Annotated in this window: 11 protein-coding genes and 1 tRNA gene; 7 read left to right on the top strand and 5 right to left on the bottom strand. The window is 32.8% G+C overall.

What is annotated here, in order from left to right; translation table 11 throughout:
- Nucleotides 1-172 precede the first annotated feature (172 nt).
- The gene (locus CDH49_RS02050) at nucleotides 173-2,218 is read left to right on the top strand and encodes a tetratricopeptide repeat-containing sensor histidine kinase (RefSeq protein ID WP_100613639.1); all 2,046 of its coding nucleotides are present in this window, start codon (nucleotides 173-175) and stop codon (nucleotides 2,216-2,218) included.
- Nucleotides 2,219-2,228: 10 nt separating this feature from the next.
- Nucleotides 2,229-2,903 (top strand): response regulator, encoded by a 675-nt coding sequence (locus CDH49_RS02045; RefSeq protein ID WP_100613638.1) that lies wholly within the window; start codon nucleotides 2,229-2,231, stop codon nucleotides 2,901-2,903.
- Between the two features lie 204 nt (nucleotides 2,904-3,107).
- Here the strand turns inward: CDH49_RS02045 and lepA are convergent, their stop codons facing one another.
- Nucleotides 3,108-4,904, bottom strand: coding sequence for a translation elongation factor 4 (gene lepA, locus CDH49_RS02040; protein WP_100613637.1), 1,797 nt, complete (start codon nucleotides 4,902-4,904; stop codon nucleotides 3,108-3,110).
- A 134-nt stretch (nucleotides 4,905-5,038) separates the two neighbouring features.
- On the opposite strand from lepA, the gene dusB reads away from it, so the two are divergent.
- A complete protein-coding gene (gene dusB / locus CDH49_RS02035; RefSeq protein WP_100613636.1) occupies nucleotides 5,039-6,034 on the top strand; it encodes a tRNA dihydrouridine synthase DusB in 996 nt (331 codons plus the stop codon).
- A 64-nt stretch (nucleotides 6,035-6,098) separates the two neighbouring features.
- On the opposite strand, the gene CDH49_RS02030 is transcribed toward dusB, so the two are convergent.
- Together CDH49_RS02030 and rbfA are read right to left on the bottom strand one after the other, a co-directional pair.
- Nucleotides 6,099-7,313, bottom strand: coding sequence for an ABC transporter permease (locus CDH49_RS02030; protein WP_100613635.1), 1,215 nt, complete (start codon nucleotides 7,311-7,313; stop codon nucleotides 6,099-6,101).
- 86 nt (nucleotides 7,314-7,399) lie between these two features.
- Nucleotides 7,400-7,804, bottom strand: a complete 405-nt coding sequence (gene rbfA / locus CDH49_RS02025; RefSeq protein ID WP_100613634.1) for a 30S ribosome-binding factor RbfA — start codon at nucleotides 7,802-7,804, stop codon at nucleotides 7,400-7,402.
- 99 nt (nucleotides 7,805-7,903) lie between these two features.
- Between rbfA and mce the strand changes: the two genes are divergently transcribed.
- A complete protein-coding gene (mce, locus tag CDH49_RS02020) occupies nucleotides 7,904-8,305 on the top strand; it encodes a methylmalonyl-CoA epimerase (protein ID WP_100613633.1) in 402 nt (133 codons plus the stop codon).
- A gap of 55 nt (nucleotides 8,306-8,360) precedes the next feature.
- A tRNA-Ile gene (locus CDH49_RS02015) sits at nucleotides 8,361-8,434 on the top strand.
- 135 nt (nucleotides 8,435-8,569) lie between these two features.
- On the opposite strand, the gene CDH49_RS02010 is transcribed toward CDH49_RS02015, so the two are convergent.
- Together CDH49_RS02010 and CDH49_RS02005 are read right to left on the bottom strand one after the other, a co-directional pair.
- Entirely contained in the window at nucleotides 8,570-8,938 is a 369-nt protein-coding gene (locus tag CDH49_RS02010) for a cyclic-phosphate processing receiver domain-containing protein (protein ID WP_193434707.1), read from the bottom strand.
- Nucleotides 8,935-10,986 (bottom strand): hypothetical protein, encoded by a 2,052-nt coding sequence (locus tag CDH49_RS02005; RefSeq protein ID WP_100613632.1) that lies wholly within the window; start codon nucleotides 10,984-10,986, stop codon nucleotides 8,935-8,937. The genes CDH49_RS02010 and CDH49_RS02005 overlap by 4 nt, the downstream gene beginning before the upstream one ends.
- Nucleotides 10,987-11,116: 130 nt before the next feature.
- On the opposite strand from CDH49_RS02005, the gene CDH49_RS02000 reads away from it, so the two are divergent.
- Together CDH49_RS02000 and CDH49_RS01995 are read left to right on the top strand one after the other, a co-directional pair.
- Nucleotides 11,117-12,028, top strand: coding sequence for a helix-turn-helix transcriptional regulator (locus tag CDH49_RS02000; protein ID WP_100613631.1), 912 nt, complete (start codon nucleotides 11,117-11,119; stop codon nucleotides 12,026-12,028).
- A complete protein-coding gene (locus CDH49_RS01995; RefSeq protein WP_239970540.1) occupies nucleotides 12,025-14,001 on the top strand; it encodes a DUF2779 domain-containing protein in 1,977 nt (658 codons plus the stop codon). Before CDH49_RS02000 ends, CDH49_RS01995 begins: the two co-directional genes overlap by 4 nt.

Here is a 14,001-nt window from a genome sequence, read left to right as displayed (position 1 = left end):
TTGAGAAATCTTAATCATTCAATTTTAAAACTACAATAAAGGGATCTGTTTGGGAATTTCAATCTTTCATCATTAATACTTTATAACTTAAAAAAACACTTTTATGCCTTTTGTATTTAAATGATAACATAAATGTTTTAGTTTCTATATTTGTTTTGTTCTATATTAAAATATGCACAAACAATACCTTTATATATTTCTTTTATTTTTTGTTTCCAATTTAGGAGCCCAAAGTAATGCATTCCAAAAGCAATTAGATAGTATACAAAAATTGAGGAAACTTTCTGAAAACACAAAATTTGATTTAGAAACAAGGATAACGTACGCAAAACAAGCAATAGCATTATCTAAAAAAACAGATGTGGATTCTGTTTTTTTAAGATCTATTAGAAGCCTTACAATAATTTATTTAGCCGATGTTAAGTATTTTGGTACAGCAAAAAAAACACTTCATGAAAATCTAAAGCTTGCAAATAAACTGAATGATTCACTCAGCATCCTATATATTAATTATCAATTGGGTCATTTATATCATATCAGAGGAAACGAAGAGGATAGTGCCTATTACTATTATTACAATGCATTAAAATATTTTAAAAACGCATCCTTTTCTAAAGCAGCTACACACAAAATACCGCAAGCATTGCTTTACAATAATATAGCTATGTTACAAAAAGACAATCAAGATTACATAGGTAGTCAAACGACACTAATACAGTCGATAAATTTGTTGCTAACGGTTCCGGAAAACAAAGAAACCCTAGGGATATTATCCACTGAATATAATTCACTGGGATTGACATTACTAAGGCTCAAGGAATATGACAGGGCATTGAACTACTTTCAAAAATCAATAGATATTAGTAAAGAAACACCTGATGAACATGAGAAAAAGTTATACGCAAAAATAAATATAGCTGAAGTTTATAAACAAATGGGCGACCATAAAAAGGTATTCGATATATATGATGAACTGCTTGAAGACCCTGACCTTTTCAAAAAAGACCCTAGTTCTTATGGTATTATTCTCAGTAACATAGCCTATACCATGTTCCTGTCTAAAGACAAAAAAATCGCAACGATAGACTCCCTTTTTAACAAGGCACACAACATTTTCGAGGATTTACAATTACCATATGAGTTGTCTGCAAGTAGTAATGATATGTCCGAATTCTACTACACCATTAATATAAAAGAGAAAGCCCTTTTTTATGCCGAAAAAGCCCATGAGATAGGTAAAAGAGGCAGGTTTTATGAGGAAGAACTACGTGCCCTAAAACAGTTCTCCAGACTAAAAGAAGGGGACGAGGGCAAAGTCTATTTATATAAATACATAGCACTTAATGATAGCTTAATAGCCAACGAGCGTGCCAACAGGAACAAATTTGCCCGAATACAATTTGAGACCGATGAATATATAAAAGAGACCGAGCGCCTAAGCACTCAAAACATATTAATATCAATTATAGCGGTCATTATTACACTAAGTTTGGGATTACTATATTTTATAAGACTACAAAAGGGAAAAAACCAACGGCTTCTTTTTGACAAAGAACAGCAAGAGGCCAATCAAGAAATTTATGGTTTAATGCTTAGGCAGCAGGCCAAATTGGAGGAGGGCAGAACGCAAGAGCGCCATCGAATAGCGGAAGATTTACATGATGGCATATTAAGTCAGCTACTAGGTACCCGAATGAATATGGGCTTTTTAGATTTAAAAGGTGATAATGATACCATAGAGGATTACCATAGGTTTTTAAACGAGATCCAAAAGATTGAAAAGGAAATTAGATTATTATCTCACGAACTCAAAGGAGATGAGGCCCTAACAAAAACAAATTTCGAATCAATAATGGATCAATATTTAAAAACCCAAAGCCTTGTAGGTCATTTTAAATATGAACTTATAAATAAAGGTATTTTATTTGATGGCATTAATGATTTTACAAAAGTTAATATCTACAGAATTCTACAAGAAGCCATACAAAACATTATCAAGCACGCAAAAGCACATCATGTGTTGATTCATTTTTATTTAGAAGCAGAACGGTTAAATTTGGTTATTGAAGATGACGGAGTGGGTTTTGATGTTACCAGTGACAAAAAAGGGATTGGCTTAAAAAACATAGCATCGAGAGTTGAAAAGCTAAAGGGTTCTTTTAAAATAGAATCCATAGCAAATAAAAAAACCTTAATACACATAATTATCCCAGCTTAATTTTTTAGTTATGAATGCATATCATGTTTTAATCATTGAAGATCATCCACTAATAACAGAAGCTTATAAAAAGGCCTTCTCGCAGGTTAGCTTAAAAAACACCAAATTAAGTTTCATAATTAGTACAGCAAATAATTGTGATGAAGCTTACTTAAAGATTAGTGACGCTTCAAAGCATCAAGGATTTGATATTGTTCTCCTAGACATTAAACTACCACCGTCTAAAGAAGGAATACTATTATCTGGTGAAGATTTAGGACTTAAAATAATAGAACTTTTGCCCAATTCTAAAATAATAGTATCAACAACATTTAATGATAATTATAGAATTAACTCTATTTTCAAAAGCTTAAATCCAGAAGGATTTTTAATAAAGAATGACTTAAACCCCAAAGAACTGGTTTTGGCTATTGAATCCATAATTGAAGGTCGGCCATATTATAGTAAATCGGTCATTGAATTAATGCGTAAGTTAACAGCGAATGATTTTTTAATAGATGCTATTGATAGAAAGTTATTATATGAATTATCCAAAGGCACAAAAATGAGTCAATTGCCCGATATCATACCACTATCCATTTCTGCATTAGAAAAAAGAAAGCGAGTGCTTAAAGAAATTTTTAATTTAGCCGATAAAGAAGACAGAGATCTTTTTAGAATTGCAGAGGAAAAAGGTTTTATTTAACTATTAAATGCCATTAGTATAATTACGCAATAGCCTTACTTATTTTGAGGAAAAACCTTTGACATTATAACAACGCACAATCTATATTTGAGAGCTATTAATAATCGGGAATATAAAAATTCTCGAACACATTGCTTTCCAACTAAAGAATGAGGGAGATTTCAAAAAGCGGCATGGTATTTATTACCATGCCGCTTCATTTTTTTAATCATTCAATTTTAAAACGGCCATAAATGCCTGTTGTGGAATTTCTACATTTCCTACTTGACGCATACGTTTTTTACCTTTTTTCTGTTTTTCAAGAAGTTTACGTTTACGGGAAATATCACCCCCATAACATTTTGCGGTAACGTCTTTACGCAACGCTTTTATGGTTTCCCTTGAAATAATTTTCGCACCAACAGCGGCTTGAATAGGAATATCAAATTGTTGTCTTGGAATGAGCTCCTTCAACTTTTCACACATTTTCTTACCAATATTTTGAGCGTTATCTGCGTGAATCAATGCAGAAAGCGCATCAACAGGTTGTGCATTCAATAAAATATCTAATCTAACCAATTTGGATGTTTTCATTCCTATTGGGTGATAATCAAACGAGGCATACCCTTTAGAAACAGTTTTAAGTCTGTCGTAAAAATCAAAAACAATTTCCGCCAAGGGCATTTCAAAAGTCAACTCAACACGCTCTGGCGTTAAATACGTTTGCCCGGCAACAATGCCTCTTTTTTCAATACAAAGCGACATGACGTTCCCAACAAAATCTGACTTTGTAATGATGGTAGCTTTTATATAAGGTTCTTCAACACGATTTACGGTAGAAGGATCTGGTAAGTCGGAAGGATTATTAACTACAAAAGGAGTGTCAGGATTTTTATTTGTGTAAGCGTTATAAGACACGTTAGGAACCGTAGTGATTACGGTCATATCAAACTCGCGCTCTAAACGTTCTTGGATAATTTCCATGTGAAGCATGCCTAAAAACCCACAACGAAAACCGAAACCAAGGGCAGCAGAACTTTCAGGAATAAACACTAAAGAAGCATCATTTAATTGCAATTTTTCCATAGAACTACGCAGTTCTTCATAATCCTCGGTATCAACAGGATAAATACCAGCAAAAACCATAGGTTTTACATCTTCAAAACCCTCAACGATATTGGTAGTTGGATTTGCAAAATCGGTAATAGTATCACCAACTTTTACTTCCTTAGCTGTTTTTATACCCGTAATTAAATAACCAACATCACCTGTTTTAACACTTTGCTTAGGCACTTGGGAAAGTTTCAAGGTACCCACTTCATCGGCATAATATTCATTATCCGTTGCAACGAATTTAATTTTTTGTCCTTTTTTAATTTCGCCGTTAAAAACCCTAAAATAAGTTTCAATCCCTCTAAAGGTATTGTAAACAGAATCAAAAATCAATGCTTGTAACGGTGCATTAGGGTCGCCTTTTGGAGCAGGAATACGTTCAATAACAGCCGCTAGAATATTATCGACCCCAAACCCGGTTTTTCCACTCGCATGAATGATGTCTTCAGGTTTACAACCTAATAAATCCACAATGTCATCGGTGACTTCTTCGGGGTTGGCACTAGGTAAATCAACTTTATTAAGAATAGGAATGATTTCTAAATCGTTTTCCAGAGCTAAATATAAATTGGAAATGGTTTGTGCCTGAATGCTTTGGGCAGCATCAACAATTAATAAAGCACCTTCACAAGCGGCAATAGAACGCGATACTTCATAACTAAAATCTACGTGACCAGGGGTGTCAATAAGGTTTAAAATATATTGTTCGCCTTTATAAGTATAATCCATTTGGATGGCGTGCGACTTAATGGTAATACCACGTTCGCGCTCCAAATCCATATTATCTAAAAGCTGGTCTTGTTTCTCCCGCTCTGTAACCGAACCAGTAAAATCCAATAAACGGTCTGCAAGCGTACTTTTTCCGTGATCTATATGGGCAATAATGCAAAAGTTTCTAATGTTCTTCATAAAAGTAATCTACACCTAGATTTAATTTGCAAATATAGATGTTTTTATCTGCAAATATCTGGTTTTTAAAACATGATATCCTTAGTTTTAGTTAGATAAAATAAAAACACTAATTTTGCACAAAATTTAATGACTTGGTAAAAATACACAACATAGAACTTCCAGATTTTCCATTGCTTTTAGCGCCTATGGAAGATGTTAGCGACCCACCGTTTCGTGCGTTATGCAAGGAGCAAGGAGCCGATGTTGTTTACACCGAGTTTGTGTCTAGTGAAGGGTTGATTCGCAATGCCGCCAAAAGCATTATGAAACTTGATATTTATGAAAGAGAACGCCCTGTGGGGATTCAAATATTTGGAGCTAATTTAGAAAGTATGCTCCAAACCATTGATATTGTTGAAAAATCGAACCCAGATATTATAGATATTAATTTTGGCTGCCCAGTAAAAAAAGTGGTCAGCAAAGGTGCTGGCGCAGGCATTTTAAAAGATGTTTGTTTGATGGAACAGCTTACCGCCGAAATGGTAAAACGCACCAACATTCCCATAACCGTAAAAACCAGATTGGGCTGGGACCATGATTCCATAAGAATTGTTGAGGTTGCTGAAAGACTTCAAGATGTTGGTTGTAAGGCAATTGCCATTCATGGTCGTACACGCGCTCAAATGTATAAAGGAAGTGCCGATTGGAAACCCATTGCAGAGGTTAAAAACAATCCGCGAATGCACATTCCTATATTTGGAAATGGCGATGTTGATACCCCTGAAAAAGCTATGGAAATGCGTGATGTTTACGGATTGGACGGTGCCATGATTGGTCGGGCCAGTATTGGAAACCCTTGGTTTTTTAAGCAAGTAAAGCACTTTTTTAAAACAGGAGAACATTTAGCGCCTATTTCTATTGAAGACCGTGTGGACGCAGCGCGCAGGCACTTGCAAATGGCGATAGACTGGAAAGGCGAAACCTTAGGCGTATTTGAAACCCGCAGGCATTACACCAACTATTTTAAAGGCATTCCACATTTTAAAGATTACAGAACCAAAATGGTCACTAGCGATGATGCTGCCAACGTATTTGCCGCTTTTGATGAGGTTCTTGAACAGTATTCCGATTATCAGTTTACAGAGTAGTGTCTGATTTTTGATACTAATTTCACAAATTCTTACTAATGATTTTCATGGCTATAAGTCTAAACTAATGACTTTCCACAAGCGTTTTTGTAATTCGAACCGAAGCTATTTTAGATGCTATAACACCTAATACTGAAATGGTAACAAATACGATCAACACGTTTATCGCTTTAATGGTAATAGGATACGGTAGGCTTGGGGTGATGTAAATTTTAAGAAATTCTGGCCCGTAAAGTTGATTTGCTGCGAGCAATAAACCCATTAAAATGCCAATACTACCACCTACAATACTCATTAAACTCCCTTGATAAAAGAAAATTTTCCTAATATCCTTAAGCGTTGCTCCCATATTGAAAAGCGTGCTTAAAGTTTTCTTTTTATCTAAAATCATCATGATGATAGAGCCAATCACATTAAAAAGCGCAATAACTAAAACCAATGTAAATATTAAATACACCGCCAGATTTTCAGTATTTAACATTTTATAGAGTTTATCATTAAGCTGTTCCCTAGTTTTTAAAACAACCTTGTTTCCTAAAGCCGCTTGTATTTTTGTTAAGGCATCGGTTCTGTCAACACCGTCTTTTAACTTAAATTCTATGGCAGATATTTGGTTGGGTTTATAATTAAGCAAATATTCAACTAAACTAATCGGCGCATAGACATACGTATCATTCAAAGTTTCATTAATATCAAAAATGCCAACATTAATAGCATTTACAGAACTATACGCACTTTTTATGGAAGTAATTTGTCCCTTCCCAGGCTTGGGCACATAAATGTTTATGGATTTGGCATAATCTAAAACCCCAAACGATAAATTAGATGAAATGCCCCAACCCACAGCAATTTGGTTGGAATCTTGCTCAAACCATTCACCTTGTACAATAACGGAATCTATAGCATTAACACGTTTAAAATGTTCATCTACACCCTTAATAGTTGCTAAATAATTTTTTTCATCAACGGCTATAATAACCCGCTCTTCAATAATTTTAGAGTAAGAAGCTATGGCTTCGATATTGTTTAATTTTGAAATGTCTTCATCGCTTAAAATAAACGATTTGCCTGTTGCTGTTTCAGCTTTTAAATCGGGGTCAACAATGCTAGAAAATTGAAGCGTAAAATCTTTTAAACCCGCAAAACCAGACAGCACCACAAATAGGGAAGCGGCGCCGAGAATAACCCCTATAGCGGCAATGATGGTAATAAAATTAATAGCATTGTTACTGCTTTTAGAACGCAGATAACGTTTCGCTATGTATAGGGAAACATTCATAACGATAATATTATGAAAAAATAATTATTAAATGAATGTTCAAGCGGTCTTTTAAAAAACAACAAAAACTCCCAGATTAAATTCAATTAAGTTTTCTTTCTTTTTTCTAAAATACTTGGGTCTTTAATAGGGTTTTCGTTTCCTTTTAAAGATTTTTCAATCTGGTCGATATATTCTAAAGAGTCATCCACAAAAAACTCCAAATTAGGCATACGCCTTAATTGGTGTTTGGTACGTTGCGCCAGTTCGTGTCTAATTAAAGGGGTATTGGATTTTATGCCGACCAACAGTTCCTTGGCTTTATCATTCGGAAAAATACTTAAAAATACTTTAGCAACCGATAAATCTACAGTTACCTTCACTTTAGATACCGAAATTAATATGCCTTGCATACCACCTTGTGTGGCAGCATTTTGCAGTACATCAACCAAATCGCGTTGTAATACAGAACCTATTTTTTTTTGTCTTTGACTTTCCTCTACGTTGCTCATTTAATACCTATTGAGGTTTATACCGCAAAAATACAGGATATTTAAAGATAAGCTCACTTTTAGTTATAAAATTTGTATCTTACTTTAAATGCATTTATAATGAAGAACATAGAACACATAGGAATAGCGGTTAAAAATTTAAACGACGCTAACGAATTGTATACCAAATTATTTGGTAAACCATCTTATAAAACTGAAGTTGTAGAAAGCGAAAGCGTTAAAACATCGTTTTTTATGGTTGGAAAGAATAAAATAGAGCTATTAGAAGCTACGGATGAAGATAGCATAATTGCAAAATTTATAGCAAAAAAGGGAGAGGGCATTCACCATATAGCTTTTGAGGTTGAAAACATTAATGAAGAAATTAAACGATTAAAAGACGAAGGTTTTGTTGTTTTGAGTGATATGCCCAAACAAGGGGCTGATAATAAGCTCGTTGTTTTTTTACATCCTAAAAGTGCCAATGGTGTATTAATAGAGCTTTGCCAAGAAATTATTTAAACAAATTATTTTCTTGTAGAGTTATAAAATTAGTATTAAATTCGCAGCCAATTTCGGTCCTATAGCTCAGTTGGTTAGAGCACCTGACTCATAATCAGGTGGTCCCTGGTTCGAGCCCAGGTGGGACCACTTTTAAAATCCGTAAATGGCTAAAAAACAGCGATTTACGGATTTTTATTTTTACATGAGGGACAACAAAAGGGACAGTAATTGGTGTAAATCATGTTGAATTCCAATTTAATTCATATTATTAGATTTTGGTATTCAACTGTTTTTTGCATGCTTAATGAAATTATTTAAAAGACTTTCTATATTTTTAGAACCTACAGGATTAGCCGAATGCACATAAAATCTTGGTAATTTTTTATTATTATCAATACAATAATTCACCAGCCATTTTGCACAATCCATTCCCGTTTTTTCTTGATAATGCACAACAATCCCTTCATTGTTCTTGTCAACATCAGCCAAATCGTGGTCAAAAGATATTATATCTGGTAAACCGAACTTTGTAATCCATTGAGTAAATTGTTCAAAATTCAAAACCCATTCGATTATTCCGTCTTCTTTAGGCACGTTTCCCTCTAAATTGATATATGGGTTTCGCAGGTCATCCAACCAGAGTATTTTCATTTGTTATTTTTATGGTTTAGAGAAATCGTATTAAAGAGCTCTTTAGATATGCTACTTAAATCTGAAGATATTTTCGATTTTAATTCATTTCTGTAATATAATAATTCACTGTTATTAATTAATTCTACTTCAGAAATTTTATGCTTTTTAATCATTTTTTCCAAAGCTAATTTGTCTATCGAACTATGGTCGCTTAAATAATTGGATAAAGTTAACAACAACTTCATTTCTTTAATAAGAGTGCATTTTGCTAGTTGATAACCATCTTTTAAAGTCTCCTTGATGAGCAATTCTACATCGTTGCAATCATGATAGCTATCATTGTTTGTAGAATCTAAATCAAAAAACATAGGTATCGTTCCTAAACCATGCAATTTATACATGTTGCTTAAAAATTTGGTAGCCATAATAATGTCACTTGATGATCCAGCTGTAATATTGTCTTTTCCAAATACCAATTCTTCCGCTATTATGCCACCTAAGTACATTGCTATTCTATTAACAATTTCTTTTTTGGCAATATAATTCCATGGAAATTTAGTATATATAAAACCATTATTATCACCTTCAGTAGTTACCGAATAAATGTGCTCTGGAACAACTTTGAGTAATATGGCTGAAATAATAGCATGACCACTTTCATGAACCGCAGTAATGGCTTGTAAATCGTCTTTTTTTGATATTCTAATATCTTCAAGAGGTGTTAGTATAGATACTTTTTTTTCGTGAACAATCTTATTTCTATAAAGATAAGAGCAAATGAGCTCCTTCTCAAAAAAATGAAATGATAGCTCTGAACTGTTAAAATTTTTGATTATAATTTCTGAAAAAAAAATAGACAAGTTTGTCTTTATCAAGTAATTTAATGAAGTTAACAAAGGTCTTACTCCTTGGGTTGGAAAGACACCTTCTTTGTAAATTAAATCTGAAACAGATTCATCAAATTTTATTTTTAAACCAATATGATTTTGAGTTTTTACTTTTACCTTTTGTAATTCATTTAGAATTATTGCTTTGTAAGCATCTTTGTTTAACGCAGGATAAATAATATGAATATTGCCCAACCGAGCTATTTGTTCTTTTCTAAACCGGTGTGAGAGCGCATTTTTTATTTGTGGAATTGTAATTTTTAATGATGATTCATGAAATAAATCTGCATCAACATCTGCTGTTAAATTGTTACTCATAGTATATGCTTCGTCAAGATTTCCAATTATGAAAATGAGAGCCTTTGTAAAGTTTTTAGTTTTTGGTTTTTTAGCAATTTTTATAACATTATTTAAAAATGCTATGGTTTCATCTCCATCTAAATTCAGAAAATGTTTTTCAACATCTTGCATTAGATTAAAATTTAATGTTTTTCCGGCATATTCTAAAATGGACAAATAGTAAGATCTATTTACAAATAAGTTTTTAGAATTGCTATCATTCCAGTCATCTGGATCTTTGAATTCAGCGTTATAAGCTCTTATGCCTTTAATAATTTTTCCTTTTTCTACTTTTACTTTAGATTTAAGTAAAACCTGTAGTTTTTTAGTGTAATCCATTAAGTCATACAATCTGTGATGCCAAGCGTAATATTCAATTTTTCCAGAATCTATTAATTCCCATACCCTTCTATTATCATCTGCTTGAACTTCCTCACGCATTAGGCCTCTTAATGTTCGACTGTGTTGAAACTCATCCAAAGCAATTATTATTGGTTTAGATTCATCTTTTTCACATAGGTCGTCAAGTCCTCGTGTGAAAGAAGAACTGCTAGTTTTTATTCCTAAATCAAATTTAAAAAGTCTATCATTATAGTTTAATAACTCAGCAAGCCGAGTGATTAAAGAGGTTTTTCCAACACCTGTTAAACCCCATAGATTTACTACTAATGGTCTTGTTTGGTATTCGTTTAGCACATACCAGGAACGAGTATTATTAACCAGTTCGTCAATAGCCTTATCAATTCCAAAAAACTCTTTTTTTAAGTTGTTTCGGGCGTATTCTAACTGTTTTTGCTTTGTTATAAATTCATCTTTTAACCGCATTAGTTTTGTATTCATAATAGTATTTTTAAAGATTATTGAGCAAAACAATTGCAATTGACCGACAAAAGATGTCGGTGTAATAAATATCAACTATATTTATCATACCGACACAATCTGACGGTTTAACCTTTTAATATTGCTTATAATGTCAAAATATCATATTTCCAGAAGATTACAGTTTATTATACAATTTGTTAATGATAGAAATTATGCTTCTAAAGATCAGCTTGTTGAATTTTTGAATGCTAAAGATTTTGATATTTCTGAGCGTACTTTGGAACGTGACTTTAGTAAAATAAGGGCAGATTTTGGGATTGAATTAGGTTATAGTAAACAGCACAATGGATATTTTATAGATAGGGATAAAAGCGTGAAAGTAGAATCGTTTTTTAAGTTTTTAGAGTTGGTTACTTTGGCTGATGTATTTTCAGATGGTTTTAAAAATAATCATAAAGTATTGGATTATGTGATTTTCGATGATTCGAGTAAACTTAAAGGAATTGAAAATTTAGAAACAATTCTTATAGCAATAAAACAGGATAGAGTGCTGGAATTTACCCATTATAATTATTATAAGAACACTAAAACAGCTTACAGTATTACGCCTTTAGTCTTAAAAGAGTATCTAAACCGCTGGTATGTTATTGGACTTCCAGATGGGAAAAGCGAAATTAGAACATTTGGCATTGATAGATTACTGGAAATGAAACTAAGTGAATTAACTAAGATAAATAAGCAGAAATACTTGAAGCAAATAGCAAAGTTTGATAATATCATTGGTTTAAACTATTCAAAAAAAGAACCCGAAAACATCATCATAAAGGTTACAAATAATCATTTGAAATATTTAGAAAGTTTACCGTTGCACCTATCTCAAAAAACAATTGAAATAAATAAAGATTTTAGTTACGTATCGTATAATCTAATACCAAATTATGAGTTTATTATTGAAATATTGAAAATGAGTATTGAGGTAGAAGTGATTGAACCATTGTGGTTTCGTGATAGAATAAAACAAGAGATAACAGCAATTCACAACAAATATCAAGGCGCATGATGAGTATTGATAAACCAAGATATTTAACAAAATCTCGTTTTAAATTGGCATTAGATTGTCCTACAAAGCTATTTTACACTCGTAAACAAGAGTATGAAAATCAAAGTGAAAGCGATCCGTTTTTGGAAGCTTTGGCAGAAGGTGGTTTTCAAGTGGAAGAATTGTCACGCATGTATTATCCTGACGGTATTGCGATTATAGGTGATGATTGGAACTATGATTTGCTTGCTAGAAAAACTGCCGATTTACTACAACAAGAGAAGGCTGTTATTTTTGAAGCGGCTTTTTTGTACGAAGGCTTATTTATTCGTGTTGATATATTAGAAAAAAGAGATAATAATATAAAACTTATAGAAGTTAAAGCTAAATCAGTTCGGGAAAGTGAACATAATGGATTTATTGGTTCCCGTGGAAATTTAAATGGTGGATGGTCAGCGTATTTGTACGACGTAGCTTTTCAGCAATATGTAATTCATAAAGCTTATCCCTACTGGAAAATCACTCCTTATTTAAATTTGGTTAACAAAGATGCTGTTGCTACTGTTGATGGGCTTAATCAATGTTTTAAAGTCACTAAATCATCCGATTTAAGGACTGGAATTGTAAAAAAGGAAGGGATAACATTGGAAGACTTAGGAAGTTCTTTATTATCTAATATTCTCATTCAGAAAGAAATAGAATTAATTTTCAAAGATAACCCTGCTATTGAAGGAATGTCATTTGAAGAGACAATATGGTATTTTAAGAAGCATTACAGTAATGATATAAAAATAAATACACCAATAGGACATCATTGCAAGGGTTGCGAGTTCTATTTAGAACATCCAACACAAGAACGTAAAAGCGGCTTCCATGAGTGTTGGTCTTCACAATTAAAACTTTCCAACAAAGAAATTAGTAAACCTAAAGTTTATGATATATGGAATTTTAGAGGCGCCAAAGCTATAATTGAAAACGGCAAATTTTTTATTGACGAACTGGTAGAAGAGGATATAAATCCCAAAGCCGAAGTTGATAAAATTTCCAATTCTGAACGCCAATGGAACCAAGTTAAAAAAGTGCAACTAAAAGATAACACACCTCATATTGAAATAGTGGGGTTGAGGAATGAAATGAAATCTTGGGTTTATCCTTTAAATTTTGTTGATTTTGAAACTTCGATGGTGGCTTTGCCTTTTACATCTGGCAGGAGTCCTTATGAACAAACAGCATTTCAATTTTCACATCATATTGTTTATGAAGATGGAAGGGTAGAACACAGCACAGAATATTTAAATGCAGAAGTAGGAGTGTTTCCTAATTTTGATTTTGTAAGAGCATTAAAAACAGCATTAGAATCAAATAGTGGCAGTATATTCAGGTATCATAATCATGAAAATACAGTTTTAAATCAAATTTATTCTCAGTTAGATAAATCAAATGAAGCAGACAAAGAGGATTTAAAAGGTTTTATAGAACAAATTTCACATGCAACCAATGGTAGTCCTCATTCATGGCGCGGCGAAAGAGATATGATTGATTTATATAGAGTTGTTAAAGAGTTTTATTACGATCCGCAAACTCAAGGCTCTATTTCAATTAAAGCAGTCTTACCGGCTGTTTTAAATTCTAGTAGTTTTTTGAAAATGAAATACGCTAAACCTATTTCAGAAATAAATATGACAAGCAAGAATTTTAATGATGAACATGTTTTTTTGAAGCTTGAGAATGAACTTGTGATAAGTCCCTATAAAACATTACCCCCATTGTTTGATAATTGGAGAGATGAAGAGTTGGAAGATTTGGTTTCCGAAATGGGCATGATTGCCGATGGTGGAGCTGCATTAACGGCCTATAGTAAATTGCAATTTGAGAACATGACCATCATTGAAAGGCAAGAAATATCGCTAGGGCTTTTGAAATACTGTGAATTGGATACACTCGCGATGGTAATGATATATGAATACTTTAAGGAAATAACAAAAGAAATTTAA

Origin of the sequence: Confluentibacter citreus, from assembly GCF_002807055.1 — a bacterium.
Taxonomy (GTDB): domain Bacteria; phylum Bacteroidota; class Bacteroidia; order Flavobacteriales; family Flavobacteriaceae; genus Confluentibacter; species Confluentibacter citreus.
Note: the sequence above shows the minus strand (reverse complement) of the source record. Positions and strands in the feature narration are given on the sequence as shown.